General features: G+C 72.7%; 22 protein-coding genes and 1 tRNA gene. 14 read left to right on the forward strand and 9 right to left on the reverse strand.

Going from position 1 to position 24,812, the window contains the following annotated elements; translation table 11 throughout:
• Positions 1 to 220: 220 nt before the first annotated feature.
• A complete protein-coding gene (locus ACFYP4_RS07290) occupies positions 221 to 751 on the reverse strand; it encodes a universal stress protein (RefSeq protein WP_358849788.1) in 531 nt (176 codons plus the stop codon).
• Between the two features lie 362 nt (positions 752 to 1,113).
• Between ACFYP4_RS07290 and ACFYP4_RS07295 the strand changes: the two genes are divergently transcribed.
• From ACFYP4_RS07295 to ACFYP4_RS07310, 4 genes are all read left to right on the forward strand, one after another.
• Positions 1,114 to 1,584: a hypothetical protein gene (locus ACFYP4_RS07295; RefSeq protein ID WP_388783549.1), complete on the forward strand. Its 471-nt coding sequence runs from the start codon at positions 1,114 to 1,116 to the stop codon at positions 1,582 to 1,584.
• A 378-nt stretch (positions 1,585 to 1,962) separates the two neighbouring features.
• Positions 1,963 to 3,198 (forward strand): helix-turn-helix domain-containing protein, encoded by a 1,236-nt coding sequence (locus ACFYP4_RS07300; protein WP_358849786.1) that lies wholly within the window; start codon positions 1,963 to 1,965, stop codon positions 3,196 to 3,198.
• Positions 3,199 to 3,305: 107 nt separating this feature from the next.
• Complete coding sequence (gene orn, locus ACFYP4_RS07305; RefSeq protein ID WP_358849785.1) at positions 3,306 to 3,908, forward strand: oligoribonuclease; 603 nt, start codon at positions 3,306 to 3,308, stop codon at positions 3,906 to 3,908.
• 106 nt (positions 3,909 to 4,014) lie between these two features.
• A tRNA-His gene (locus ACFYP4_RS07310) sits at positions 4,015 to 4,087 on the forward strand.
• 78 nt (positions 4,088 to 4,165) lie between these two features.
• Here ACFYP4_RS07310 and ACFYP4_RS07315 read toward each other — a convergent pair.
• On the reverse strand, positions 4,166 to 4,993 hold the full coding sequence (locus ACFYP4_RS07315) for a serine/threonine protein kinase (protein WP_358849784.1): 828 nt from the start codon (positions 4,991 to 4,993) through the stop codon (positions 4,166 to 4,168).
• Between the two features lie 25 nt (positions 4,994 to 5,018).
• Complete coding sequence (locus tag ACFYP4_RS07320) at positions 5,019 to 6,074, reverse strand: LacI family DNA-binding transcriptional regulator (RefSeq protein WP_358849783.1); 1,056 nt, start codon at positions 6,072 to 6,074, stop codon at positions 5,019 to 5,021.
• A gap of 327 nt (positions 6,075 to 6,401) precedes the next feature.
• On the opposite strand from ACFYP4_RS07320, the gene ACFYP4_RS07325 reads away from it, so the two are divergent.
• From ACFYP4_RS07325 to ACFYP4_RS07340, 4 genes are all read left to right on the forward strand, one after another.
• Complete coding sequence (locus ACFYP4_RS07325; RefSeq protein ID WP_358849782.1) at positions 6,402 to 7,721, forward strand: extracellular solute-binding protein; 1,320 nt, start codon at positions 6,402 to 6,404, stop codon at positions 7,719 to 7,721.
• 5 nt (positions 7,722 to 7,726) lie between these two features.
• Positions 7,727 to 8,743, forward strand: coding sequence for a sugar ABC transporter permease (locus tag ACFYP4_RS07330; protein ID WP_358849944.1), 1,017 nt, complete (start codon positions 7,727 to 7,729; stop codon positions 8,741 to 8,743).
• A gap of 12 nt (positions 8,744 to 8,755) precedes the next feature.
• Positions 8,756 to 9,664 (forward strand): carbohydrate ABC transporter permease, encoded by a 909-nt coding sequence (locus ACFYP4_RS07335; protein WP_358849781.1) that lies wholly within the window; start codon positions 8,756 to 8,758, stop codon positions 9,662 to 9,664.
• Positions 9,665 to 9,760: 96 nt separating this feature from the next.
• On the forward strand, positions 9,761 to 11,191 hold the full coding sequence (locus ACFYP4_RS07340; RefSeq protein WP_358849780.1) for a GH1 family beta-glucosidase: 1,431 nt from the start codon (positions 9,761 to 9,763) through the stop codon (positions 11,189 to 11,191).
• Between the two features lie 115 nt (positions 11,192 to 11,306).
• Here the strand turns inward: ACFYP4_RS07340 and ACFYP4_RS07345 are convergent, their stop codons facing one another.
• The 3 genes from ACFYP4_RS07345 to ACFYP4_RS07355 form a co-directional block, all read right to left on the reverse strand.
• The gene (locus tag ACFYP4_RS07345; RefSeq protein ID WP_358849779.1) at positions 11,307 to 12,770 is read right to left on the reverse strand and encodes a cellulose binding domain-containing protein; all 1,464 of its coding nucleotides are present in this window, start codon (positions 12,768 to 12,770) and stop codon (positions 11,307 to 11,309) included.
• Positions 12,771 to 12,989: 219 nt separating this feature from the next.
• The gene (locus tag ACFYP4_RS07350; protein ID WP_358849778.1) at positions 12,990 to 14,366 is read right to left on the reverse strand and encodes a HAMP domain-containing sensor histidine kinase; all 1,377 of its coding nucleotides are present in this window, start codon (positions 14,364 to 14,366) and stop codon (positions 12,990 to 12,992) included.
• Positions 14,367 to 14,388: 22 nt separating this feature from the next.
• Positions 14,389 to 15,093 (reverse strand): response regulator transcription factor, encoded by a 705-nt coding sequence (locus tag ACFYP4_RS07355; protein WP_358849777.1) that lies wholly within the window; start codon positions 15,091 to 15,093, stop codon positions 14,389 to 14,391.
• A gap of 109 nt (positions 15,094 to 15,202) precedes the next feature.
• Between ACFYP4_RS07355 and ACFYP4_RS07360 the strand changes: the two genes are divergently transcribed.
• Complete coding sequence (locus tag ACFYP4_RS07360; RefSeq protein WP_358849776.1) at positions 15,203 to 15,739, forward strand: hypothetical protein; 537 nt, start codon at positions 15,203 to 15,205, stop codon at positions 15,737 to 15,739.
• A gap of 70 nt (positions 15,740 to 15,809) precedes the next feature.
• On the opposite strand, the gene ACFYP4_RS07365 is transcribed toward ACFYP4_RS07360, so the two are convergent.
• Both ACFYP4_RS07365 and ACFYP4_RS07370 read right to left on the reverse strand, forming a co-directional pair.
• The gene (locus tag ACFYP4_RS07365) at positions 15,810 to 16,688 is read right to left on the reverse strand and encodes a spermidine synthase (protein ID WP_388783558.1); all 879 of its coding nucleotides are present in this window, start codon (positions 16,686 to 16,688) and stop codon (positions 15,810 to 15,812) included.
• A gap of 80 nt (positions 16,689 to 16,768) precedes the next feature.
• The gene (locus ACFYP4_RS07370; RefSeq protein WP_358849943.1) at positions 16,769 to 17,206 is read right to left on the reverse strand and encodes a hypothetical protein; all 438 of its coding nucleotides are present in this window, start codon (positions 17,204 to 17,206) and stop codon (positions 16,769 to 16,771) included.
• A 297-nt stretch (positions 17,207 to 17,503) separates the two neighbouring features.
• Between ACFYP4_RS07370 and ACFYP4_RS07375 the strand changes: the two genes are divergently transcribed.
• Entirely contained in the window at positions 17,504 to 18,961 is a 1,458-nt protein-coding gene (locus ACFYP4_RS07375) for a hypothetical protein (protein ID WP_358849774.1), read from the forward strand.
• Between the two features lie 18 nt (positions 18,962 to 18,979).
• Here the strand turns inward: ACFYP4_RS07375 and ACFYP4_RS07380 are convergent, their stop codons facing one another.
• Positions 18,980 to 19,576 (reverse strand): histidine phosphatase family protein, encoded by a 597-nt coding sequence (locus ACFYP4_RS07380; RefSeq protein ID WP_358849773.1) that lies wholly within the window; start codon positions 19,574 to 19,576, stop codon positions 18,980 to 18,982.
• 201 nt (positions 19,577 to 19,777) lie between these two features.
• Here ACFYP4_RS07380 and ACFYP4_RS07385 point away from each other — a divergent pair, with 201 nt between their 5' ends.
• From ACFYP4_RS07385 to ACFYP4_RS07400, 4 genes are read left to right on the forward strand one after another with little or no spacing between them, the layout of a single operon-like run.
• Positions 19,778 to 20,731: a phosphatase PAP2 family protein gene (locus ACFYP4_RS07385; RefSeq protein WP_358849772.1), complete on the forward strand. Its 954-nt coding sequence runs from the start codon at positions 19,778 to 19,780 to the stop codon at positions 20,729 to 20,731.
• Positions 20,712 to 21,845 (forward strand): hypothetical protein, encoded by a 1,134-nt coding sequence (locus ACFYP4_RS07390; RefSeq protein ID WP_388783857.1) that lies wholly within the window; start codon positions 20,712 to 20,714, stop codon positions 21,843 to 21,845. The genes ACFYP4_RS07385 and ACFYP4_RS07390 overlap by 20 nt, the downstream gene beginning before the upstream one ends.
• Positions 21,836 to 23,446 carry a hypothetical protein gene (locus ACFYP4_RS07395; RefSeq protein ID WP_388783562.1) on the forward strand — a complete coding sequence of 537 codons (1,611 nt, stop codon included), beginning with the start codon at positions 21,836 to 21,838 and terminating at the stop codon, positions 23,444 to 23,446. The genes ACFYP4_RS07390 and ACFYP4_RS07395 overlap by 10 nt, the downstream gene beginning before the upstream one ends.
• On the forward strand, positions 23,443 to 24,789 hold the full coding sequence (locus tag ACFYP4_RS07400; RefSeq protein WP_388783565.1) for an AAA domain-containing protein: 1,347 nt from the start codon (positions 23,443 to 23,445) through the stop codon (positions 24,787 to 24,789). Before ACFYP4_RS07395 ends, ACFYP4_RS07400 begins: the two co-directional genes overlap by 4 nt.
• Positions 24,790 to 24,812: the final 23 nt, after the last annotated feature.

Here is a 24,812-nt window from a genome sequence, read left to right on the forward strand (position 1 = left end):
GGTGGCCGTCACCCCCCGGCCGGCGGCGCGTCCCAAGGTCCGGCGACCGGTATATGCCCTTCACAAGGGCACAAACACCTCTGCGCGGGGGCGGATTCACCTGTTGGGCAGGGGAGTTGAGTGTTCCGGGTGGCATCGGCCCGACAACGGGGGCGAGTTGCGCGTCCAGGCGCGCGGAACGGGCCGTGCGCCGGAGAATGGCGACGACGGGCCGCGCGCGCTAGGGAATGACGATGACGGGCCGCTTGGCGCGCTTCGCGAGCCGGCCGGCCACCGAGCCGAAGATCCGTCCGACGATGCCGTGCGTGGAGCCGACGACGATCGCGTCCGCCTCGTACTCCTGCCCGACCTCCTCCAGCTCGTGGCAGATGTCGCCCCCGCGCTCGACGAGGATCCAGGGGACCTCCGCCAGGTACTCGGCGCAGGCCAGCTCCAGCCCCAGCACCTCCGTGCGGTGATCCGGCACGTCGACGAAGACCGGGGGCTCGCAGCCCGCCCACACGGTGGTCGGCAGCCTGTTGGCGACGTGCACGATGATCAGCCCCGAGCCGGAGCGGTGCGCCATGCCGATCGCGTAGGCCAGCGCCCGCTCGCTGGACGTGGAGCCGTCGAATCCGACGACGACGCCGTGCTTGAACGCGGGATCGCAGGAATGGCGTGGCTCTTGCGCCGCCAGGGGCTCGGCCGCCGTGGGATCGGCGACGGAGCGCTTGCGGTCCGCGGGATCGAAGAATTCGTCGTGACCGGCCATAAGTGTCTCGGCGTGTGGATCCTCGTGGGTGGGACGACAGAGAGCGGCGGAGCCGTGTCCGGGAATCACCTTCCCGACCTCATACCCCCAAGGGTACGGCGGCACGCCTCCTCTGCCCATGTTCCGCGCCTGCCGCGCGGGGTTCCAGGGAGCATGCACGAGGGGGCGCCCGTAACGCAATGGTTGCTGCCCGGTACAGGCGGTTTGCACAGGGTTCACCGCGTGTCCTCCGGGACCGCTCGCGCGTACGGTGGTGCGGCCCGGGCGGTCTCCGCCCCCACGGCAGTGTCCGGCCGGTCGGCCGGGCGTTGAACAGGGTGAGCCACGACCACGGGAAGCACTGGAACGCAAGGGAGCACAGCGTGCCCGGACCAGAGACCGCGTCCCAGTCCGCCGGGCCGCGCCCGCCCGCGCCTCCCCCGCAGGACACGGCGGGCGACGTGGTGCGCTGGGCGGCCTTCAGCTGCGTCCTGGTCCCCGTGGTGCTCGTCCTGTACGGCACCTCGCTCGCCGGGGCGGCCGGCACGGCACTGGGGCTCGGGGCGGTGACCGCCGTCTGCCGGATGCTGCTGCGGGAGTCCGAGCGGGGCGCCGCCCGGCCCCGCTCCGCGGAACGGTTCCCGCACCGGGGGCGGCACGGCGGGGAGGCCGCGCCGGGTGTCGGCCCCGCGAGGTCCGGCCGGGGCCGCGGCGGCTCGCACGCGATGGCGGGCGGCCACATCGCGCCGGGCGGTTTCCCAGGTTTCCCCGGCACGGGCGGGGCACACGGGAAGAACGGTTCGGGAGCGCACCGGGGCGCCCGTCGCGCGGGGGGAAATACGCCGGTCGACTGACCGGTTTGTGCGCACGCCCCCGCCTGTTTTCAGCCAACTTCACTTACCCGCGCATGGCGTGGTCGAACGACCCCTCAACCCCCGTTCCACCTGCACGGAAGGGCTTACCGGGGACACGCGCACCCTATGGGGACCGGCCACCGGCACAAGGCGCACTTCCCTGCGCGGCTCACGAGTGCAACGCTTCGTGATCGAATGCTTCACGCCAAGTTGCCATGTCGACAATGTGCCGGATGGTGAACTGGTCACGCCGGCACCACGGGACGCAGTAGATTCGATCATGACTGTCTTACGGCGGGGGACTCGTGCAGGACCAAGGGGAAACGTGCAGGAGCGACACAACCGAGGAGCCGCGACCACCGAGGGGGGCTTAGCAGTATGAGCCACGACTCCACTGCCGCGCCGGAAGCTGCGGCCCGGAAGCTTTCCGGGCGACGCCGCAAGGAGATCGTCGCGGTGCTGCTGTTCAGCGGCGGCCCCATCTTCGAGAGTTCCATACCGCTGTCGGTGTTCGGCATCGACCGCCAGGACGCGGGAGTTCCGCGCTACCGACTCCTGGTGAGCGCGGGTGAGGAAGGCCCACTGCGGACCACAGGGGGCCTCGAACTCACCGCGCCACACGGGCTGGAGGCGATCTCACGGGCAGGCACCGTCGTCGTGCCCGCCTGGCGGTCGATCACCTCACCGCCACCGGAGGAGGCGCTCGACGCACTCCGCCGGGCGCACGAGGAGGGCGCCCGCATAGTCGGGCTGTGCACCGGCGCCTTCGTGCTGGCCGCGGCCGGACTGCTGGACGGCCGGCCGGCCACCACCCACTGGATGTACGCGCCGACGCTGGCCAAGCGCTACCCGTCGGTGCACGTCGACCCACGCGAGCTGTTCGTGGACGACGGGGACGTCCTGACCTCGGCGGGCACCGCGGCCGGAATCGATCTCTGTCTTCACATCGTGCGGACGGACCACGGCAACGAGGCGGCCGGCGCGCTCGCCCGCCGGCTGGTGGTCCCACCGCGCCGGAGCGGCGGCCAGGAGCGCTACCTCGACCGGTCTTTACCGGAGGAGATCGGCGCCGACCCCCTCGCGGAGGTCGTCGCCTGGGCGCTGGAGCACCTTCACGAGCAGTTCGACGTGGAGACCCTCGCCGCGCGCGCCTACATGAGCCGGCGGACCTTCGACCGCCGCTTCCGCTCGCTCACCGGCAGTGCCCCCCTGCAGTGGCTGATCACTCAGCGGGTGCTCCAGGCGCAGCGGCTGCTGGAGACGTCGGACTACTCGGTGGACGAGGTCGCGGGCCGCTGCGGCTTCCGCTCGCCGGTGGCGCTGCGCGGGCACTTCCGCCGGCAGCTCGGCTCGTCCCCCGCCGCGTACCGCGCCGCCTACCGGGCGCGCCGTCCGCAGGGTGACAGGCCCTCGGACCTGGACGGTTCCGCGGGATCCCCGGGACCGGCGCCCGCACCGCACCAGGAGAGCCCGGTCCCGCTGCAGACCCGGCGTACGGCGGCCGCGAGCTCGGTCGGCCCGTCCACCTCGCTGTCCACGGAGCCGGCCAGGCACGGCCAGGACTTCTACGCGGCGGGCCGCCCGAGCCTGCCGGGACAGCGCAGCGCGCCGTAGCACCGCACGGGTGGGGGCCCTCGGGCTCCCACCCGGCACACGGCCACCCCGGCCGCCGGGGCGCACGGGCGGTCCGGCGGACCGGAGCGGGCCGTAGGGTAAGACACATGAACGATCGCATGGTGTGGATCGACTGCGAGATGACCGGACTCTCGCTGTCCGACGACGCGCTCATCGAGGTGGCCGCGCTGGTCACCGACTCGGAGCTGAACGTACTCGGCGAGGGGGTGGACATCGTGATCCGCCCGCCCGACGCCGCGCTCGAGACCATGCCGGACGTGGTGCGCACGATGCACACCGCCTCCGGCCTCCTCGACGAACTGGCCGCCGGCACGACGCTGGCCGACGCCGAGGAACAGGTCCTGTCCTACGTACGGGAGCACGTCAAGGAGCCGGGCAGGGCCCCGCTGTGCGGAAACTCGGTCGGTACCGACCGCGGCTTCCTGCTGCGGGACATGCCGACTCTGGAGGACTACCTCCACTACCGGATCGTGGACGTCTCCTCCATCAAGGAGCTGGCCCGCCGCTGGTACCCGAGGGCGTACTTCAACAGCCCCGACAAGAACGGCAACCACCGGGCCCTGGCCGACATCCGGGAATCGATCGCGGAGCTGCGCTACTACCGCGAGGCGGTCTTCGTCCCGCAGCCCGGCCCCGACTCGGACACCGCCCGCAAGATCGCCGCCAAGCACGTCCTGCCCGCCGAATAGCCTCCCGCCCGCCCCGCGGGAAAGGCGGGCGCGAGCACCCCTTCGGACCCTGTACACTTTTTCTCGGCCGGTCGGTGAAGCGACTTTCGCAGAACCGCCGGTCATGGTGGGTGTAGCTCAGCTGGTAGAGCACCTGGTTGTGGTCCAGGATGCCGCGGGTTCAAGTCCCGTCACTCACCCTGAGAAATCAGCCGGTGACCTGTTCGCACAGGTCACCGGCTGACTGCGTTTCAGCGGGTCCCGGGTGCGGGGGCGCCTCAGGCGGTCCCGGCCGGGCAGGCCGACCGCCAGGCGGCGGCGAAGGCGGCGACGTCCTCGTAGCGGTCGCCGGGATCCGTGCGGGTCGCGCGCTCGATCACCGCCAGCTGCGGTGCCGTACCCCGCCAGGCGCGCTCCTCGTCACCGGCGTCCAGGAGGAGCCGGGCGGTGCGGCCCAGGGTGAAGACGGTCGTGCGGGCGTCGATCACGGAGCCCCGCTCGAACTCCTCGGGCGCCATGTACCGCCGGGAGCCGGGCAGCCGCTCCTCCTCCAGCACGAAGGGGCCGGGACGGTACTCGTCGAGGTCGACCAGGTGGGCCGTACCGCCCGCGAAGTCGTACAGCAGGGCCCCGTCGTAGAAGTCGACGGCGACATGACCGGCGCTCTCCACGGCGAGGTGGGCGCCCAGGACGCGGTCGAAGGCGCGCAGCACGTCGGCGGTCGGCAGGGCGCGGAAGCGGGCCATGGGGGTGTGCGGACTCGTACGGTCGCGCTGCCCGGTCGCGGTGGGGTGGTAGAGCACCTCGCCCTTCCGCCAGGGCATCACCACCGCCCAGGTGTCCCGCACCGCGATCCGGTGGACCTGCGGGACGATGGCGGTGTGCCGTACGGCCCGGTGGAACGCCCAGCCGCGTTCGAGGGACTGGCGGGCTCGGTCGGTGACCGCTTCCTTCACGAACCAGCACGCGCCGTCGAGCAGGCGCACGCCGTACGACACGCATCCGGAGTCCTGCTCCCGGAACGCGGTGAACACCTCACCCACCCGGCCCAGATACGGCTCCACGGAGGAGACTTCGTCGACTGCAAGCAAGGGATGGAGGACCATGGACGCCAGCTTGCCCTACCGGAGGTCAGGACGACGCGCGCGCCACCAGTTCCGTGGGCAGGACCACCTGACGGCTCTCCAGGTCGCGCGAGGCGACGGGCCTGCGGTCCGCGATCTCGCCCAGCAGGAGGTCGATCATGGCGCGCCCCATCTCCTCGATCGGCTGGCGCACGCTGGTCAGCGGGGGGTCCATGTGGCGGGCGATGGCCGAGTCGTCGTAACCGACCAGCGCCACGTCGTCGGGTATCCGGCGGCCCGCCTCGCGCAGGACCTGGCGGGCGCCGGCCGCCATGACGTCGGAGCCGGCGAAGACCGCGTCCAGGGTGGGGCAGCGGGCGAGCAGCTCGGTCATCGCCCGTCGGCCGCCCTCCTCGGTGAAGTCGCCGGCCACGATCAGGTCCTCGTCGACCTCGCGGCCCGCGGCGCGCAGCCCCTCGCGGTACCCCTCGATACGGCGCTGGGCACCGAAGACGTCCAGGCGTCCGGCCAGATGGGCTATGGTCCGGCGGCCCCGGGCGACCAGGTGTTCGACGGCGACCCGTCCGCCGCCGAGGTTGTCCGAGTCCACCGACGGCAGCGTCTCGCGCGCGGATCTGCGGCCGCTGATCACGGCCGGGATCTCCAGCTGGGACAGCAGGTCGGGGAGCGGGTCGTCGGCGTGCACGGAGACCAGCAGGACGCCGTCCACGCGGTGCGCCGCCAGGTACTGGGCCAGACGCTGCCGTTCCCGGTCGCTGCCCGCGAAGATCAGCAGCAGCTGCATCTCGGTCTCGGAGAGCTCCGCGCCGACGCCGCGGAGCATGTCGGAGAAGTACGGCTCCGCGAAGAAGCGGGTCTCCGGCTCGGGGACCACGAGGGCGATGGCGTCGGTGCGGTTGGCGGCGAGCGCGCGGGCGGCCGTGTTCGGGACGTAGCCGAGCTCCGCCACGGCGGCCTGGACGGCGGCGCGGGTGGCGTCGCTGACCCGCGGCGAACCGTTGATCACGCGGGACACCGTGCCGCGGCCCACCCCGGCCCGCGCGGCGACCTCCTCGAGGGTCGGCCGTCCGCCACTGCGGCCCCGCGCTCCGTAGCCTGCCATGGTCCGCCTCCCTTCACACCGCGTCGCATCGCGTTGGCCTGGAATCTAACAGTCTTGATCCCCGTGCGATGCCCTGAGACGGTCCGGTAGGGCTCCGTCCTCCGGATTAGTTAACAGCCCGATAACCGAAGACAGGTCTCCGCGTCCTCACTCTTGACACCCCCGCGTGAACCGACGACTCTTCAACACATCACTTGTGGGAGCGCTCCCACGGTACCTGACAAAACACATCCCGCACGTTCCCCGCCCGAGCCGCAGCGAGTAACTAACGGGCCCAACAATGCAGTTGGCCGGGGGGTCGGCACGTCAGGGCAACAGGAGGATGCAATGCGAGCACGTACCCTTACCGCCCGCAGAGCGGTGGTCGTCACGGCCGTCGCAGCGCTGGGCGCCGGGCTGCTGACCGGCTGTGCCGACGATGGCAATGACGACTCCGGCTCGTCGGGCGGCGGCAAGGGCAAGACGACGATCTCCCTTGGCCTGTTCGGCACGTTCGGCTTCAAGGAGGCCGGGCTGTACGACGAGTACGAGAAGCTGAACCCGGACATCAAGATCCAGGAGAACGTCACCGAACGGAACGAGAACTACTACCCGGCTCTCGTCAACCACCTCACCACGGGCAGCGGACTCGCCGACATCCAGGGCGTCGAGGTCGGCAACATCGCCGAGGTCGTCGACACCCAGGCGGCCAAGCTCGTGGACCTCTCGAAGGTCTCGGGGGTCAACCAGAGCGACTTCGTCGACTGGAAGTGGAAGCAGGCCACCGCCAAGGACGGCCAGACGGTCGGGCTCGGTACCGACATCGGCCCCATGGCCATCTGCTACCGCAAGGACATGTTCGAGAAGGCCGGCCTGCCCACCGACCGCGAGGAACTCGCGAAGAAGTGGGCCGGCGACTGGAACAAGTTCGTCGAGGTCGGCCAGGAGTACAAGAAGAAGGCGCCGAAGGGCACCACCTTCCTCGACTCCCCCGGTGGCCTGCTTAACGCGGTCCTCGGCAGCGAGACCGAGAAGTTCTACGACGCCTCGGGCAAGGTCATCTACAAGGACAACCCGGCCGTGAAGTCCGCCTTCGACCTCACCGCGGGCGCGGCGAAGGATGGCCTGACCGGCAACTTCACGCAGTTCCAGCCGACGTGGGACCAGGCGTTCGCGAACAGCAAGTTCGCGGCCGTCTCCTGCCCGCCGTGGATGCTCGGCTACATCGCGTCCAAGGCGAACCAGGACACCAAGGGCAAGTGGGACGTCGCCAAGGCTCCCAAGGGCGGCAACTGGGGCGGCTCGTTCCTGGCCGTGCCGAAGGCCGGCAAGAACGTGAAGGAGGCGTCCAAGCTCGCCGCCTGGCTGACCGCGCCCAAGCAGCAGGCCACCCTGTTCGCCAAGCGGGGCAGCTTCCCGAGTGCCCAGACCGCGTACGAGCTCCCCGAGGTGACCGGCGCCAAGAACGACTTCTTCGGTGACGCCCCGATCGGCACCATCTTCGCGGCGGCCGCCAAGGACAGCCCGGTCCAGGTGATCGGCCCGAAGGACCAGATCATCCAGCAGGGTCTGTCCGACAACGGCGTGTTCCTCGTGACGAAGGGCAAGTCCCCGGCGGACGCCTGGAAGACGGCCACGAAGACCATCGACAACAACCTGGAGAAGTGACCGGTATGGCCACCCGGCACGACACCGCCGCGCCCCCCACCAAGGAGGGGGGCGCGGCCCCGGCCGGCCGCGTTCCGGCCGGTGCGCCCACGGAGGAGGAGGTCCGCCGCCGGGCCCGGCTCTCCCGCCGATGGCAGCGGGACCTGCGCTGGAGCCCGTACGTCTTCGCCTCCCCGTTCTTCCTGCTCTTCCTCGCCTTCGGCCTGTTCCCGCTGATCTACACGGGCTGGGCGTCGCTGCACACGGTGGAGCTGACGGCACCCACGGACATGGAGTGGGCGGGGCTGCGCAACTACACGCGCATCTTCGACGACGAGTTCTTCTGGAACGCGGCGAAGAACACCCTGACCATCGGCATCATCTCCACCGTCCCGCAGCTGCTGATGGCGATGGGCCTGGCCCACATCCTCAACTACAAGCTGCGGGCCTCGACCTTCTACCGGGTCGCGATGCTCGCGCCGTACGCGACGTCGATCGCCGCGGCCTCCCTGGTGTTCGTCCTGCTCTTCGGCCGCGACTACGGCATGATCAACTGGTCGCTGCACTTCGTCGGCATCGACAGCATCGACTGGCAGAACGACAAGTGGCCCTCCCAGATCGCCGTCTCGACGATCATCGTCTGGCGCTGGACCGGCTACAACGCGCTGATCTACCTGGCGGCCATGCAGGCCATCCCGCAGGACCTGTACGAGTCCGCGGCCCTGGACGGCGCTTCGCGCTGGAAGCAGTTCCTGCACGTCACGCTGCCGCAGCTGCGCCCGACCATCCTGTTCACCGTGGTCGTGTCCACGATCGGGGCGAGCCAGGTCTTCGGCGAACCGCTGCTGTTCGACCAGAACAAGGGCGCCTCCGGCGGCGCCGAGCACCAGTTCCAGACGCTCGGGCTCTATCTGTACGAACAGGGCTGGGTCAACCAGCACCTCGGGCGGGCCTCGGCCATCGCCTGGACCATGTTCTTGATCCTCATCGTGATCGGGATCGTCAACTACGTCATCTCGCGCCGGCTGCGCGCCAGTAGTTAAGGAGAACCGGCCGTGACGACGACCCTGACGACACCACCCGCCGACACCGTGCCCGCGGAGCGGAAACGCTCCCGGCGCCCCAAGTCCGCACGGGCGGGCGGCCAGCTGCACGGCGGCCCGATCGCGTATCTGATCCTCGCCCTGTTCACCATCGGCTCGCTGTTCCCGCTGGTGTGGACGGCGATCGCCGCCTCGCGCGACACCAACCGGCTGGCGCAGACACCGCCGCCGCTCTGGTTCGGCTCCAACCTCTTCAAGAACCTGGACCTCGCCTGGGGCGACGCCAATCTCGGCGAGGCCATGTTCAACACGACGCTCGTGGCGGGCATCTCGGCGGCCACCGTCGTCTTCCTGTCCACGATCGCCGGGTTCGCCTTCGCCAAGCTGCACTTCCGGGGCCGCAGCGCCATGATGCTGATCGTCATCGGCACGATGATGGTCCCGCCGCAGCTCAGCGTGATCCCGCTGTACATGATGGTCGCCAAGCTCGACTGGACGGACCAGCTCCAGGCGGTGATCTTCCCGTCCCTGGTGAGCGCCTTCGGTGTCTTCTTCATGCGGCAGTACCTGATCCAGGCGCTGCCGAACGAGCTGATCGAGGCGGCCCGGGTGGACGGTGCGAGCAGCTGGCGGGTGGTCTGGCACATCGTGTTCCCGGCGGCCCGGCCCGCGATGGCCGTCCTCGGCATGCTGATCTTCGTGCAGACGTGGAACGACTTCCTGTGGCCGTTCCTGGTGCTGACGCAGACCGGCAACCCGACCGTGCAGGTCGCGGTGGCCGGCCTCGGCCGGGGCTACACCCCCGACCAGTCCCTGATCATGGCGGGAGCGCTGCTCGGCACCCTGCCGCTGCTGCTGGTCTTCGCCCTGTTCGGCAAGCAGATCGTCGGCGGCATCATGCAGGGCGCCGTCAAGGGCTGATCCCTCGCCGGGGGCCGGGTCATCGCCGCCCCGGCCCCCCGCCCTTCCCGTTTCTCTTCTCCGTCGGTCTCCCCGACCTCCTATGGGAGCGCTTCCATGCCTGAACCCGTGACGTCCGTGTCCTTCCCGCCCGCCTTCCTCTGGGGCGCGGCGACCTCCGCGTACCAGATCGAGGGGGCGGTGCGGGAGGACGGCCGGACCCCCTCGATCTGGGACACCTTCAGTCATACGCCCGGAAAGACGGCGGGAGGTGAGACGGGGGACGTTGCGGTGGACCACTACCACCGCTACCGCGACGACGTGGCGATGATGGCGGACCTCGGGCTGAGCGCGTACCGCTTCTCCGTCTCCTGGTCCCGGGTCCAGCCCACCGGCCGCGGTCCTGCCGTGCAGCGCGGCCTCGACTTCTACCGGCGGCTGGTCGACGAGCTGCTGGCGCACGACATCAAGCCCGCCGTCACCCTCTACCACTGGGACCTTCCCCAGGACCTGGAGGACGCGGGCGGCTGGCCCGAGCGGGACACGGCGCTGCGGTTCGCCGAGTACGCGCAGATCGTCGGCGAGGCGCTGGGCGACCGCGTCGAGCAGTGGATCACCCTCAACGAGCCCTGGTGCAGCGCGTTCCTCGGGTACGGCTCGGGCGTGCACGCCCCCGGGCGGACGGACGCGGCGGCGTCCCTGCGGGCGGCCCACCACCTCAACCTGGCGCACGGGCTCGGCGCTTCGGCGCTGCGCGCGTCGATGCCCGCCCGCAACACGGTCGCGGTGAGCCTCAACTCCTCGGTCGTCAGGCCGCTTTCGCAGAGCCCGGCGGACCTGGCCGCGGTCCGGCGCATCGACGACCTGGCCAACGGCGTGTTCCACGGGCCGATGCTGCACGGCGCGTACCCGCATACCCTGTTCGAGGCGACCGCGTCGGTCACCGACTGGTCGTACGTCCTCGACGGCGACCTCCAGCTGATCCACCAGCCGCTGGACGCGCTCGGCCTCAACTACTACACGCCGGCGCTGGTCTCGGCCGCCGAGGCGGAGCCGGCCGGGCCGCGCGCGGACGGCCACGGGGCGAGTCCCTTCTCGCCGTGGCCGGCCGCGGACGACATCGCCTTCCACCAGACGCCGGGCGAGCGTACGGAGATGGGCTGGACCATCGATCCGACGGGCCTGCACGAGCTGATCATGCGCTATACCCGGGAGGCGCCGGGACTGCCGCTGTACATCACCGAGAACGGTGCCGCGTACGACGACAAGCCCGACCCCGACGGCCGCGTGCACGACCCCGAGCGGATCGCCTACCTGCACGGGCACCTCGCCGCGGTACGCGACGCGATCACCGACGGCGCCGACGTGCGCGGCTACTTCCTCTGGTCCCTGATGGACAACTTCGAGTGGTCCTACGGCTACGGCAAGCGCTTCGGCGCGGTCTACGTGGACTACGCGACCCTGGCCCGTACGCCGAAGTCGAGCGCCCACTGGTACGGGCAGGCCGCCCGGACGGGGACCCTGCCGTCGCCGGTGGCCGCCGAGTAGACCGGTCCGCGGGGGAACGGGGGGAACGGGGAGGGAACGGAGCGCGCCCCGGCCGGTGGGGGGATGTCCGGCCGGGGCGCGTTTCCCCCGTGGAGGAAGGGCCTACTGGTGGGGGTTACTTGTAGGCGCCGAAGGCCTTGGAGAAGGCGTCCCGGTCCTGGACGACCGAGCTGCACGTGGGGTCGGCGACGTTCTTCGCCCCGCCCGCACACTGCTTGTCGCGGGTCGCGGACCACATGGAGAGCCAGCCGAGGCCCTTCGACTTGGCGAAGTTCACGAGCTGCGTGGCGTCGTCGACCTTGAAGATCTCACTGGTGACGTCGTTGACGCCGATCATCGGGGTGACGGCGACCGCCTTCCAGGCCGCGCTGTCGGAGAGCCCGAGCACGCTCTTGACCTGGGCCTGGGTCGCGGTGGCGGCCTGTTCGGCGTAAGTGCCCATGTCGCCGCTGTACGCGGGCCCGTAGTCCATCGCCATGATGTTGACGGTGTCGACGGCCACGCCGTTCGCCTTGGCGTTGGCGAGCAGGCTCACGCCGTCCTGGGTCAGGCCCTCGGGCATCACCGGGAGGGTGAAGGAGACGTCCAGGCCGGGGTGGGCCTTCTGGAGCTTGGCGATGGCCTGCGCGCGGCGGGTGTTGGCCGCGGTGTTCGGCAGCGCCCCGCCCTCGACGTCGAAGTCGACCTTGGTGAGCTTGTAGGCGTCCACGGTCTTGCCGTACGCCGTCGCGAGCGCGTCCGCGGACGGGCAGGTCGTCGCGAGCTCCGAGCCGGCGGCGCCGCCGAAGGAGACGCGGACGTCACCGCCCTTGGCCCGCAGGGCACCGATCTGTCCGGCGACCGCGTCGCTGCCGAGGTCGGTGACGCCGCCCCACTTGGGGGTGCAGCCGCCGCCGTCGGTGACGAAGGCGAGGTTGTAGTCCTTCACCCCGGTGGCCGAGGCGCTCGCGACCAGGTCGAAGGCGGGGTAGAGGGACGTGTCCACGTAGGGCGCGAAGCCCGCGTTCGTGGTGGTGCCGCTGCCGGAGCTCTGGGTCGGGGCGGGGCTGGTGGGCGCCGAGGTGCCCGGGCTCGGGTCCTTGGTGGGCGTGGCGCTCGGCCGGGGGGTCGCCGTCTCGCTGGGGCGGCCACTGGGCTCGGGGGTCGCGCCGCCGTCCGCGGAGCAGGTGGCGTCGTCGATGCGGCAGCCGGTGGGGTCCGCGGTGCCGTTCACCACGAACCCGACGGTCACCGACTTGCCGGCGGCCAGGCCGTCCTTGTCCCAGGACGGCGGGGTCACGGTGACGTGCTGTCCGCTCACCTCGGACCGGCCGTTCCACAGGGAACTCAGCTTGGCACCGGCGGGCAGGTCGAACTCCAGCGTCCAGTCCTTCCTGGCCTGGCCGCTGTCGTTCGTGACGACGTACTGCGCGGTGTAGCCGGTCGTCCAGTCGCTGGTCCTGGTGTACGCGGCGCCGACGCCGGCAGCCTGCGCGGTCCCGGTGAACAGGAAGGCGCCGCCACCGGCCACGGCCGCGGCGACGACGCCGCCTATCGCCTTGTTCCTGCCACTGACCTTGCGCCGGTGCGTGCTGCTCATCGTGGTGCCTGCTTTCGCGGTGTCACGGGGGGTGGGTGCGAGCAGCACGCTAGCGATCGGGAATCGGGCAAACCGCTTGATCCGGACGGCGGTCGGGGATCTTAGGGTGCGCTTAAGGAAGGCATCGGGGACCGTTAAAGGTCGAGACCAATATGCCCGTTCGGGGGCCGCCGGCGCCGCAGGACGTGCCACCCCGGGATGCGGTGGCCGGGTGGGGCGTCAGCTCACGCCGGCTCCGCGCCTCCGGCGCCGTACGGAGCCGCGGTGGCCGCGCCTGACCGGGGCGCGTCCGTCCAGCTGGATCCAGATCCGCACCTCGGTGCCGCCCAGCACGGACGAGCCGATGCGCACGTCCCCGCCCGTCGCCTCCGCGAGGCGGCGCACGATGTCGAGGCCGAGCCCGGTCGACCCGTCGCTGCCGGAGCCCCGGCCGCGCGCCATGGCCGCCTCCGGGTCGACGATCCCCGGGCCCGCGTCCGACACCAGCACGATCACCGCGTCCTCGCCGTTGTGCACGTCGACCGCGAAGGCCGTGCCCTCGGGGGTGTGCCGGAAGACGTTCCCGAGGAGCGCGTCGAGCGCGGCCACCAGATCGGCCCGGGCCACCGGTATCCGCACCGGCCGGTCGACGCCCGCGACCCGGACCTTGCGGCCCTCGTCCTCGGCGAGCGCCGACCAGAAGTCCATCCGCTCGCGGACGACCTCGGACACGTCGCACCCGGCGCCCGCGCCGACGGCCGCGGTCTGCGGCTTGGCCTCCCGGGCCGTCCGGATGATCGTGTCGACCTCGCGCTCCAGCTGCGCGACCGCGGCCCGGGTCTGGTCGGCGGCCGGCCCGTCGCCGAGGGAGGCCGTGTTCAGCCGCAGCACGGTCAGGGGCGTACGCAGCCGGTGGGAGAGGTCGGCGGCCAGCTCCCGCTCGTTCGCCAGGAGCTGCACGACCTGGTCGGCCATGGAGTTGAACGCGACGGCGGCCAGCCGCAGTTCGGTCGGTCCTTCCTCCGGTACCCGGGCGCCGAGCTTCCCCTCCCCCAGCTCGTGCGCGCCCTCGACCAGGCGCTGCGCGGGCTGCACCATCCGTACACCGAGGCGGTCGGCGACCGCGACCGAGCCGATGACGAGGGCGACACCGACGGCGGCCAGCACCGCCCAGGCCGTCCCGATGCCGTTGCTGACGTCGGACTCGGGGACGTACACCTCGACGACCGCTATCTCGCCGGAGCTCAGCGCGGTGGGCTGGAGCAGGGTGGAGCCGCCGGGCACCTCGGTGGTGGTGGCCCGGCCGAGCTCGCGGGTGGTGGTGATGTCCTTGCCCGCGGCGCGCTGCCTGCCGATGTCGACGGCGGCCGCGCCGCCGGAGGCGGGGATGTGCACGGCCATGCCCGCGTCGGAACCGGCGGAGGCGACGACGCGCTCCAGCTTGTCCCGGTCGGTGGTGATGGAGAGCGCGGGCGCGACGGCAGCCGCCTCCCGCTCCGCGTTCGAGAACGCCCGGTCCCTGGCCATCTCCTTGATGACGAGTCCGAGCGGGACCGCGAAGGCGACCACGACCATCGTGGTGACCGCCACGCACACCTTGACCAGCGCCCACCTCATCGCGCCCGCCTCATCTCCCGGCTCATGGCGCGGGCTCCGCGTACGGCGGCTCCAGCTTCACGCCGACCCCGCGCAGCGTGTGCAGGTAACGGGGCTTCGCCGCCGTCTCGCCCAACTTCCGCCGCAGCCACGACAGGTGCACGTCTATCGTCTGGTCGTCGCCGTAGGCCTGCTGCCACACCTCGGCGAGCAGCTCCTTGCGCGCCACGACCACCCCGGGGCGGCCGGCCAGGAAGGCGAGCAGGTCGAACTCGCGGCGCGTGAGGTCCAGTCGTACGCCGTCCAGCTCGGCCTGTCTGCGCAGCGGGTCGACCGACAGGCCGCCGACCCGGAGGACGGAGGACGGGGGTGCCTCGCCCACGGCGGCCCGCGAGCGCCGCAGGACGGCCGCCATGCGCGCCGACAGGTGCTCGACGGAGAAGGGCTTCGTCAGGTAGTCGTCCGCGCCGTCGTTCAGCAGGCGGACGATCTCCGTCTCGTCGTCCCGCGCGGTGGCGATGATCACCGGGACGTCCGTGATGCCGCGGAGCATCTTCAGGGCCTCGGACCCGTCCAGATCGGGCAGTCCGAGATCCAGGATGACCACGTCGAAGGAGAAATGGGCGACCTCGCGCAGGGCCTCCAGCGCCGTGCCGACACTGCGCACGGTGTGCGCGGCATCGGTCAGATGCCGGATGAGGGCCGAGCGCACGAACTGGTCGTCCTCGACCACGAGCACACTTGCCATGGGCGGCACCGTACGCCATCCGGGGGACGCCGGACCGGTGCCTGTGGACAACTCCGGGTGTACCGCGTGCAAGAGACACCTGTGGGGCGCGTGGTGCAGTATGGCCGCGATGCGCAGAGGTCTCGTACACGTACTCGCGTGGTCGCTCGCCACGGGCGCGGCGGTCACGCTGTCGTGGTGGGGTGTCCACACGGTGATGGCGGGGACCGCCTACGACCCGCCGCGCGCCCTGCCCATCACGGCGGCCGGCGCCACCACGCGGGAGCCGAGGCCGCTGGCCTCCTCGACCAGCCGTCCCGCACCGTCGAGGAGCGCCCCGAAGAAGCCGCCGAGGAGCCCCCGGCCGGCCACGACGCCGGCCCCGTCGCCCTCCCGGTCGGCGTCCGCGGGGCCGGGCCCGAGCGCCTCGTCCGCCGCCTCCTTCGGGCGGGTCAAGAGCTATGACACGGACGGCGGGCGGGCCGTCTTCGACCTCGGCTCGGCGTCCGCGACCCTCGTCTCCGCGACGCCGGCGCCGGGCTGGTCCATGCAGGTGTGGAAGACGCAGACGTGGATCCGGGTGGAGTTCGCCTCGGGCGCCGACCGGGTGTCGGTGTTCTGCACGTGGCACGACGGTCCGCCGCGGGTCGAGATCGGCACCTACTGAGGCGGTCGGCCCCTCGCCGCGCGCCCCCGCGGCGCACGACGCACCGGGACACGCCCCGCCGGGCACCGGCTCAACGGAAGACGGACGGCGGCGGTGCGGGCGACGCCACCGCGGCCGCGTCCGTGACCGGTACCGCTCCGCCGGTGAAGTCGGCGAGCGCGCGGCCGTGTTCGACGCGTCCGGGGTGCGGGTCCGAGGCCGCGCGCCGGGTCAGTTCGGCCACCGGGAGCGGGCGCCCGGAGGCGACCAGGACGGCGTTCCCGAAACGCTTGCCGCGCAGCACCGTGGGGTCCGCGACCAGGGCCAGCTCGGGGAAGACGCTCGCGGCGGTGGCGATCTGGCCGCGCAGATGGGCGAGCGGCGGGCCGTCGGCCAGGTTGGCGGCGTAGAGGCCGTCGGCCCTGACGACCCTGCGGACGTCGCCGAGGAACTCGACCGAGGTGAGGTGCGCGGGGGTGCGGGCCCCGCTGAACACGTCCGCGATCACCAGGTCCGCCCAGTCGTCCGGCACCTTGGCGAGGCCTTCCCGGGCGTCCGTGGAACGCACCCGGATCCGGGCGTTCGGGTCCAACGGCAGCTCACGGCGGACCAGTCGGACCAGGGCGGCGTCGCGTTCGACTGCCTGCTGGGTGGAGCGGGGGCGGGTGGCGGCGACGTAGCGGGCGAGGGTCAGGGCCCCGCCGCCGAGGTGCACGACGTGCACGGGCCTGCCGGGCGGGGCGACGAGGTCGATGACGTGGCCCAGGCGGCGCTGGTACTCGAAGCCCAGGTACGCCGGGTCGTCGAGGTTGACGTGCGACTGCGGGGCGCCGTCGATGAGGAGCGTCCAGGCACGCGCCCGGTCCCGGTCGGGCATCAGCTCGGCGAGCCCGCCGTCGACCGGCTCGACGACACCCCCGGAGCCCTCCTGCCCACGCCGCCCGCCGCGGCCACTCTTCGATCTGCCCATCAGGCCATTATCGACGCGCCGGGGAAGGCCGGCCCACCGGCGCCGGGGCGGTTGGCGCGGGGGCGGGTACGGGTCCCCGGTCAGCGGCAGTTGTCGGCGGCCTCGATGAGGCGGGCCGCCTCGCCGAGCGCCGCGCGCAGCACCGCCGGGTCCGTCGCGAGGTCCGCGTCCCCGGGCGGGAGCAGCCAGTCGGAGCCCTCGACCGGTGGCTGCGGGGCGAGGCTCACTCCGCGTCCGCTGGTCTGCGTGCAGGTGCTGCCCGGCAGGTCCCAGGCGTCGGCGGTGCCGGGCGGCACCAGGAAGCCGAGGGTGTCGCAGTTGTCGTCGTGCAGGACGGGCCCGACACAGTCGCCGGAGCCACGGCGCAGGATGTCGACCGCCTCCAGTCCCTGCCGCGCCGGGACGGTCACGAGATCGCAGTCGGCGTCCTGCCGTGGTGGCACACCGCACTCCGGGTGCGGTCCGTACCGCGCCGTGGCCGGCGCCGTACGGAACTCGGTGCTCTGCCTGGTCTCCATCCCGGCGTCCGACACGGAACCCTCCTCCTGACGAGCGGTCGGGAGTACGGGCGGCTCCCGGTCCGCCGGGTTCAACGCGTCAGCGCGTCAACGGCTACGGCGGAAGTCCGCCGCAAAGGATGGCAGTTCATGGCAGATCGGGGATGAGATATCCGTTTTGTAGCTAAACCCGGAGTGTCGGCGCCTGCACAACAGGTACGTTCTTGCCCGCTGGAACCAGGGCGACGATCGGGTAGCAAACGGACAACTCGCCTGCGTTTCGGCATGGTTCGACGGTTCGCGAGAGAGGGCCCGGCCATGACGTCGTCGACGGTGACCTCGGCCGGGCACCCCCGGCCGCCACGGCCGAATCTCGCCTTCCGGCGGCTGCGCGGGCACCGCTCACCGGGCGAGTTCGCCGCCGTGGTGCGGCGGGCGGCGCGGGAGATCGGGGAGCGGGTCAGCTGCGACGCGCGGTACATCGGCCGCGTCGAGGCGGGCGAGATCCGCTGCCCCAACTACGCGTACGAGCGGGTCTTCCTGCACATGTTCCCCGGCCGCACGCTCGCCGACCTGGGCTTCTCACCCCGTGCGTCGGTACGCGGCCGGGGGGCGCGCCCGCCGGACGAGGCGCCCCCCGGGGCCCTCGCGTGCCGCTCCGGCGGCCCGCATGAGTCACGGGAGGCGGGCGACCCGTATGACACGCAAGACACGTGCGACACGCACGAGTACCACGATCGGAATAACGAGGAGAGCGACGTGCAGCGTCGCGCGTTCATGACCGGCGGCACCGCCACCGTGGCTGCCCTCTCCCTGGGCCCCCTGGGGCTCACCGGCGCAGCCGCCACGGCCGCGGAGGGTCCGGTCCGCCGGGCCGGGACGCCCGAGGCGGGTGCCGTCGAGGAAGCCGTCCGCAGAATCCGGGTGCTCGACGACCGGCACGGCGCGGACGGCCTGTACCGGCGTGCCGCGGCCCCGCTGCGCGCCGCGTACGCGCTGCTCGACGCGGGCACGATGCGGCAGACGACCGCCGACCGGCTGTACGCCGGCGCGGGTGAACTGGCCATCTCCGTGGGGTGGCTGGCCCATGACTCGGGCCGTTTCGACGACGCCCGCTCACACTACGCGGAGGCGCTGGCGACGGCCCGGCTGGCCGGGGACGCCGGCCTGGAGGCGCACGCCTTCTGCAACACGTCCTTCCTCGCCCGGGACGCGGGCCGCCCCCGTGAGGCGGTACGGGCGGCCCAGGCGGCCCAGCGCGTGGCGCGGTCCCTCGGCTCGCCCCGGCTGCTGTCCCTGCTGGCGCTGCGGGAGGCGGGCGGCTTGGCGGGCCTCGCCGACCGCACCGGCTGCGAGCGCGCGCTGGGCCGCGCCCAGGACCTCTTCGGGCGGGGCCCGGCGCCGGCCGATCCGGAGTGGATGAGTTTCTACGGAGAGGCCGAACTGGCGGCGCTGGAGGCGCAGTGCTGGTCGACGCTCGGCGACTGGCCCCGCGCGGCCCGGCACGCCCGGCGCGCCGCGCACCTCCAGAACCCGCACTTCACCCGCAACATCGCCCTCTACACGGCCGAGCTCGCCGACGACCTGGCGCGCGGCGGGCGGCCCGACGAGGCCGCCGCGGCGGGCCTGCGCGTCCTCGGCCTGCTCGACGAGGTCCAGTCCTCCCGCGTCCAGTCGATGCTGGCGGGCACCGTGCGGGTGCTGCTGCCGCACCGGAGGGCGCCGGGGGTGTCCGCGTTCCTGGACAGACACGCGAGCCTGCCGCGCACGGCGTGAACGCGGGTGCTGGGCGGGTCAGCCCGGCAGGTGCCCGCAGTCGTTCCACGTCTCGATCGCGGGCTCGCCGTAGGCCCAGCCGAGGACCGACAGGGAGGTCGGGTTGAGGCGGATGCGGGCGGCGAAGCCGATCGGCAGGCCCAGCCAGCGGGCGCCGATGGAGCGGAGGATGTGACCGTGGGCGAAGACCAGGACGTCACGGTCGGCGGCGCGGGCCCAGGCGACCGTCTCGTCCGCGCGCGCGGTGACCTGCTCCGGGGTCTCGCCGCCCGGGACACCGTCGCGCCAGATGAGCCAGCCCGGCCGGATCGCCTGGATCTCGGCCGGCGTCAGGCCCTCGTACGTGCCGTAGTCCCATTCCATGAGCGGATCCCAGGTGCTCGCCCGCTCGCCGAACCCGGCCAGTTCGCACGTCTCACGCGCGCGCGTCAGCGGACTCGTACGCACCTCGAGACCGGACAGGGAGTCGAACGGTGCGCGGTGGAGCCGCTCACCCAGTAGTTTGGCTCCGCGCCGGCCCTCCTCCAGGAGCGGGATGTCCGTCCTGCCGGTGTGTCTGCCGGACAGGGACCATTCCGTCTGTCCGTGCCGGGCCAGCAGGATGCGCGGTGCCATGAGGAGCCCTTCCGGGGGAAATGGGAGGCGGATGTCTCCATCATCGCGCACGCTTGCCCGAGGCAACCCGGCGGGCGATTCCGGCGTCTTCGAGGACCGGGGGCGCCCACGGGGCGCGCGCCCATACACCGTAAAGTGGACGAGCGGGCCATCGGCCCAGGTCGGCAGAAGGTCGGCAGTCAGAAGGGGGAGGGCGATCGGATGCCGCAGACCGAGGCAGCCGGCACCGGTGCGATCGCACGCACCCGATTGCGCTGGTGGACCGAGCTCCCGCTGCTGGTGCTGGTGTACGCGTGCTACTCGGCGGGCCGGCTGCTCGCCCGGGGTGACGTGGCGGGCGCCGTCGACCACGGCCTGGCCATCCTCCGCGTCGAGAAGTTCCTGCGCCTCAACGCCGAGCATCCGCTGAACCGTCTTTTCACCCACCACGCCTGGCTCGGCGTACCCGCCGACTTCTGGTACGCCTCCCTGCACTACCTGGTCACCCCGGTGATCCTGGTGTGGCTGTTCCGCTCCCGCACGGTTCGCTACCGGGCGGCCCGCACCTGGCTGATGACCTCCACGTTCATCGGCCTGATCGGCTTCACCCTGCTCCCCACCTGCCCGCCCCGGCTGCTGACGGCGAGCCACGGCTTCGTCGACACGATGGCGCAGTACAGCGACTACGGCTGGTGGGGCGGCGAGGCGAGCGCGCCGCGAGGCATGGGCGGCATGACGAACCAGTACGCGGCCATGCCGAGCCTGCACGTCGGCTGGTCGCTGTGGTGCGGCGTGATGCTCTGGCGCCACGGCCGGACTCCGCTCGCCAGGATCGCGGGCGTCATGTACCCGCTGCTGACCACGGTCGTCGTGATGGGCACCGCGAACCACTACTTCCTCGACGCGGTCGCCGGGGCCGCCGTGATGGGCGTCGGACTGGCGCTGACGCCGCTGGTGCTGCGGTTCGCGGACTCCGCGAAGGCACGCATGGGCGCCCGTCCCGCACCGGTCGCACTCGCCTCGCGGGACGCGGGTTCCCCCGTTGTCAGTGCGGAGTGCAAGACTTCCGCGGGTGAGCGAATTCCCCGACAGCGCCAGTCCTCCACCGGGCCGGGAGCCGAGCCGGACACCTCTCCCGCCGAAGCGGGAGAAGGCGCTGCGGCACCGGCTCGCTGAGCTGCGCGGCCCGGACGTCCCGCCGAAGGCACTCGACGCCCGGGCCCTCGCCGCGCTCGCCGCGAACCCGGGCTGCGAGCGCCGCGCCCTCCTCGACGGCGCCGGGGTCGACAAGGCGAAGCTGGCCGACGCGCTGGGCTCCCCGTCGGCCTTCGGCCAGTCGCAGTTCGCCTTCACCCGGGGCAACGCGTTCGAGGCCCGGGTGAAGGCCGACGGCGGTGCGGAGCTGCTGCGGCTCGTGCACGAGACGCTGGACCCGCGGGCCGAGCCGCCCGCCGCGGGTCTCGTCCCCGACCTCACCGCCGCGGGCCCCGAGGGACGCGCCGCCCGTACGGCACTCGCGCTGCGCGAGGCCACCGAGGCCGCCGCGTGGACCCTGCTCGACCACCCGATGCTCGCCCTGGACGTGGCGGGCTTCCCCGCCTTCCTGGAGCCGGACGCGGTGGTCGTGCACCCCGACGGCAGCTGGACGGTCGTCGAGATCAAGTCGTTCCCGATGCTGGACGGTTCGGCCGACCCCGCGAAGGTGGGCGCCGCCGCCCGCCAGTCCGCGGTGTACGTGCTGGCCCTCGAGCGCGTCGCGTCGCTGATCGAGCCCGCACCCGAGGTGCGGCACCAGGTGCTGCTGGTGTGCCCCAGGGACTTCTCCAACCTGCCCGCGGCGTCCGCCGTCGACATCCGCAAGCAGCGCTCGGTGACCCGCCGCCAGCTCGACCGGCTCACCCGCGTCGAGGACATCGCCGACGCACTCCCCGCGGGCACCTGCTTCGCCCCCGACCTGCCCGCCCCCGACCTCACCACCGCCGTCGAGTCGGTGCCCGCGGCCTACGCCCCCGAGTGCCTCGCCGCCTGCGAACTGGCCTTCCACTGCCGGGAGCGGTCCCGCGGCGAGCGCGCGGTGACGGCCCTCGGGCGCTCCCTGCGTGCCGAGCTCGGCCAGCTGGCCACCGTCGACGACGTGCTCGCCGCGGCCCGCGGCGAGGCCGGGGACCCGGACGACCCCGCGGTGGCCGCCCTGCGCAGAGCGGCCCGGCTGCGGGCCGAGGCGCTGCGCGGACGCACGGTGCCCCCGCAGGGCCGGGAAGCGCTCCCGGAGGCCGCCCCGTGTCGCTGATCACCACGCTGGCCCGCCTCGAAGCCGTCAGCAGCGGACGCGCCCAGCCCGCCGCCACCGTCCGGCACCGGCACCTGTCCGAGCGCCCCCTCGTCTTCGTGCCGCTGACCACCGCGGGCGAGGCCGGGGCCCCGCTCGGGGCACTCGTCGGCACCGACCGTGACGCGCCGCGGCTGCTCGTCGTGCCCCAGCCCCGGGACCGTGACCTGCGGTTCGCGTTCCTCGCCGAGCTGGCCGGGGTCGTCCTGCCCTACATCGACTCCTACGCGGACGCCGTCGAGGCCGCCGAGCGCACCGAGACCGACCCCGAGACCGGCAAGCGGGTCAAGGTCGAGGTCGACCTGTGCGCGGACGCGCCCCAGTTGATCGTGCCGAGCCGCTCGGGCGTCGAGTTCGTCCGGCTGCTGGGGCGCTCCATGCGGTTCCGGCGCACCGCCGAGGAGGAGCCCGAGGCGCCCCATCCGGCGCCGCCCCGGGTGCCGTTGCTCGGGAGGTGGCTGACGCACTACGGGGAGCGGGCCAGGGTGCCCGGCTCCTCCCTGCTGCTCGCGCTCTCCGACGTGCTGTCCCGGCACTGGGCCACCGGCCAGAGCAGCCTGGAGGACCAGCACCTGGGCGCGCTGCTCGCCTGGATCGACCCGGCGCCGGGCGAGTCGGGCGCGGAGGCGGCCCTGCGGGCGGAGCTGCTGCGCGACGCGGCGGGGCAGCTCGTGTGCCCGCCGGCCGGGCCCGCCACCGACCCCCCCTTCGACAACAAGCTGCTGGCACCCGCCATCGAGCGGTACGACCGTGCGCGTACGGCGCTGTCCGCCGCCGAGGACGGTCTGGAGGCCGACGAGCGGCTCGGTGAACTCACCGTCGCCGAGCGGGAGATCCGCGCCCTCGTCGAGAGCCGCACCCGGCCCACCTGGGACGCGGTGTGGCGCGGACTCGACCTGCTGCGGGCGCTGCCCGAGGGCGCGCACGTCACCGACCGGTGGACCCGCGACCGCTGGTCGTTCACCGGCCACCGCGACCGGGTCGTCGCCGGCGAGCCACCGCAGCCGCGCCGCGACGACGCGGTCACCGCCGCGAACAAACTCGCCACACGCGAGCGGGAACAGGCCCGGCTGGAGGCGCAGGAGGCCCTGGACGACCCGCTCGTGATGGCCGGACGGCGGCTCGCCGGGGAGGCGTTCGCGGGCGAGGTGACGGATGTCGTCATGGCGTACAGCGAGGGCAAGCGGCCGAGCCCCCGACCGCTGGTGACCGTCCACACCGACGACCGGCCGCATCTCGGCGAGCGCGTGAAGGTCTACCGGTCGCTGGGCGGCAAGCCGCAGGCCGCCGAGTTCGTCGCGTACGAGGAGCACGGGGAGGCCGGTACCGGCGGTCTCGTCGTGCTGCGGATCGTCGACAAGATGGGACGCGGCAAGGAGCCCGAGGCCGGCTCCGTGCCGGAGAAGGGGGACCTCGTCTGCTTCACCCTGTTCGAGCACGAGCAGCGGGGCGGCGCGAAACTGCCCGACCCGGAGGAGACGCCGTGGACCCACGGCGGACCGCCGGGTGAGGCCGTGACGGCGCCCGCCCCCGACCCGGTGACCGAGGAGGACGTCCTGTGACCGCTCTTTCCGCCGTCCCGGCCGACCCCGGCGCCGCGGCCGGCCGTGCCACCGACGCGATCCTGCGCGACACCCTGCACGGCACGCACCGGGGGGTCGTCGTGGACTCGCCGCCCGGCGCCGGCAAGTCCACGCTCGTCGTGCGGGCCGCGCTCGAACTGGCCGCGGCGGGACGGCCGCTGATGGTCATCGCCCAGACGAACGCGCAGGTCGACGACCTGGTCCTGCGGCTCGCCGAGAAGGACCCCGAGCTGTCCGTCGGCCGGCTGCACAGCAGTGACGCCGACCCGTACGACAAGGCGCTCGACGATCTGGCGAACGTCCGGAAGTCCGCGAAGGCGGCCGACCTCGCGGGCCTGTCCGTGGTCGTCTCGACGGCGGCCAAGTGGGCCCATGTGAAGGGCGTGGAGCCCTGGCGGCACGCGATCGTCGACGAGGCGTACCAGATGCGCTCGGACGCGCTGCTCGCCGTGGCGGGCCTGTTCGAGCGGGCGCTGTTCGTGGGCGACCCGGGGCAGCTGGACCCGTTCTCGATCGTGGGTTCGGAGCAGTGGGCCGGGCTGTCGTACGACCCGTCGGCGTCGGCGGTCACGACCCTGCTCGCCCACAATCCCGAGCTGCCGCAGCACCGCCTGCCGGTGTCGTGGCGGCTGCCCGCCTCCGCGGCGCCGCTCGTCTCGGACGCGTTCTACCCGTACACGCCGTTCCGCAGCGGCACCGACCACGGCGATCGCCGGCTCCGCTTCGCCGTCCCCTCGGACGGTTCGGGCCCGGACCGGGTGATCGACGAGGCGGCGGAGGCGGGCTGGGGCCTGCTGGAGCTGCCCGCCCGGCACACTCCTCGTACGGACCCGGAGGCGATCCGCGCGGTCGCCGGTGTCGTCCGCAGGCTGCTGGACCGGGGTGGGGCGGCCGTCTCGGAGCGGTCGCCCGAACCGGTGCCGCTGACCGCCGACCGGATCGCCGTCGGCACGGCGCACCGCGACCAGGCCGCCGCCGTCCGGGCCGCCCTGACCGAGCTGGGCGTCGCGGACGTCACCGTCGACACGGCGAACCGGCTCCAGGGCCGCGAGTTCGACGTGACGGTGGTCCTGCACCCGCTGTCCGGGCGGCCCGACGCGACGGCGTTCCATCTGGAGACGGGCCGGCTGTGCGTCCTCGCCTCCCGGCACCGGCACGCCTGCATCGTGGTGTGCCGGGCGGGCGTGTCGGACCTGCTGGACGACCACCCGTCGACCGAGCCGGTCCAGCTCGGGGTCACGGTCAAGTTCCCCGACGGCTGGGAGGCCAACCACGCGGTCCTGGCCCGCCTCTCGGAACACCGGGTGGCCTGGCGACCCTGACCGCCCCTCCGGCGCCCTCACGG

The sequence above is a fragment of the Streptomyces sp. NPDC005551 genome (assembly GCF_042871785.1).
GTDB lineage: Bacteria > Actinomycetota > Actinomycetes > Streptomycetales > Streptomycetaceae > Streptomyces.

Bases quoted from the DNA above. Each gene is read 5' to 3' on its own strand.
- ACFYP4_RS07290 (WP_358849788.1), bottom strand. From the start codon at position 751: ATGGCCGGTCACGACGAATTCTTCGATCCCGCGGACCGCAAGCGCTCC.
- ACFYP4_RS07300 (WP_358849786.1), top strand. From the start codon at position 1,963: ATGAGCCACGACTCCACTGCCGCGCCGGAAGCTGCGGCCCGGAAGCTT.
- orn (WP_358849785.1), top strand. From the start codon at position 3,306: ATGAACGATCGCATGGTGTGGATCGACTGCGAGATGACCGGACTCTCG.
- ACFYP4_RS07315 (WP_358849784.1), bottom strand. From the start codon at position 4,993: ATGGTCCTCCATCCCTTGCTTGCAGTCGACGAAGTCTCCTCCGTGGAG.
- ACFYP4_RS07320 (WP_358849783.1), bottom strand. From the start codon at position 6,074: ATGGCAGGCTACGGAGCGCGGGGCCGCAGTGGCGGACGGCCGACCCTC.
- ACFYP4_RS07325 (WP_358849782.1), top strand. From the start codon at position 6,402: ATGCGAGCACGTACCCTTACCGCCCGCAGAGCGGTGGTCGTCACGGCC.
- ACFYP4_RS07330 (WP_358849944.1), top strand. From the start codon at position 7,727: ATGGCCACCCGGCACGACACCGCCGCGCCCCCCACCAAGGAGGGGGGC.
- ACFYP4_RS07340 (WP_358849780.1), top strand. From the start codon at position 9,761: ATGCCTGAACCCGTGACGTCCGTGTCCTTCCCGCCCGCCTTCCTCTGG.
- ACFYP4_RS07345 (WP_358849779.1), bottom strand. From the start codon at position 12,770: ATGAGCAGCACGCACCGGCGCAAGGTCAGTGGCAGGAACAAGGCGATA.
- ACFYP4_RS07350 (WP_358849778.1), bottom strand. From the start codon at position 14,366: ATGAGGTGGGCGCTGGTCAAGGTGTGCGTGGCGGTCACCACGATGGTC.
- ACFYP4_RS07355 (WP_358849777.1), bottom strand. From the start codon at position 15,093: ATGGCAAGTGTGCTCGTGGTCGAGGACGACCAGTTCGTGCGCTCGGCC.
- ACFYP4_RS07360 (WP_358849776.1), top strand. From the start codon at position 15,203: ATGCGCAGAGGTCTCGTACACGTACTCGCGTGGTCGCTCGCCACGGGC.
- ACFYP4_RS07365 (WP_388783558.1), bottom strand. From the start codon at position 16,688: ATGGGCAGATCGAAGAGTGGCCGCGGCGGGCGGCGTGGGCAGGAGGGC.
- ACFYP4_RS07370 (WP_358849943.1), bottom strand. From the start codon at position 17,206: ATGGAGACCAGGCAGAGCACCGAGTTCCGTACGGCGCCGGCCACGGCG.
- ACFYP4_RS07375 (WP_358849774.1), top strand. From the start codon at position 17,504: ATGACGTCGTCGACGGTGACCTCGGCCGGGCACCCCCGGCCGCCACGG.
- ACFYP4_RS07380 (WP_358849773.1), bottom strand. From the start codon at position 19,576: ATGGCACCGCGCATCCTGCTGGCCCGGCACGGACAGACGGAATGGTCC.
- ACFYP4_RS07385 (WP_358849772.1), top strand. From the start codon at position 19,778: ATGCCGCAGACCGAGGCAGCCGGCACCGGTGCGATCGCACGCACCCGA.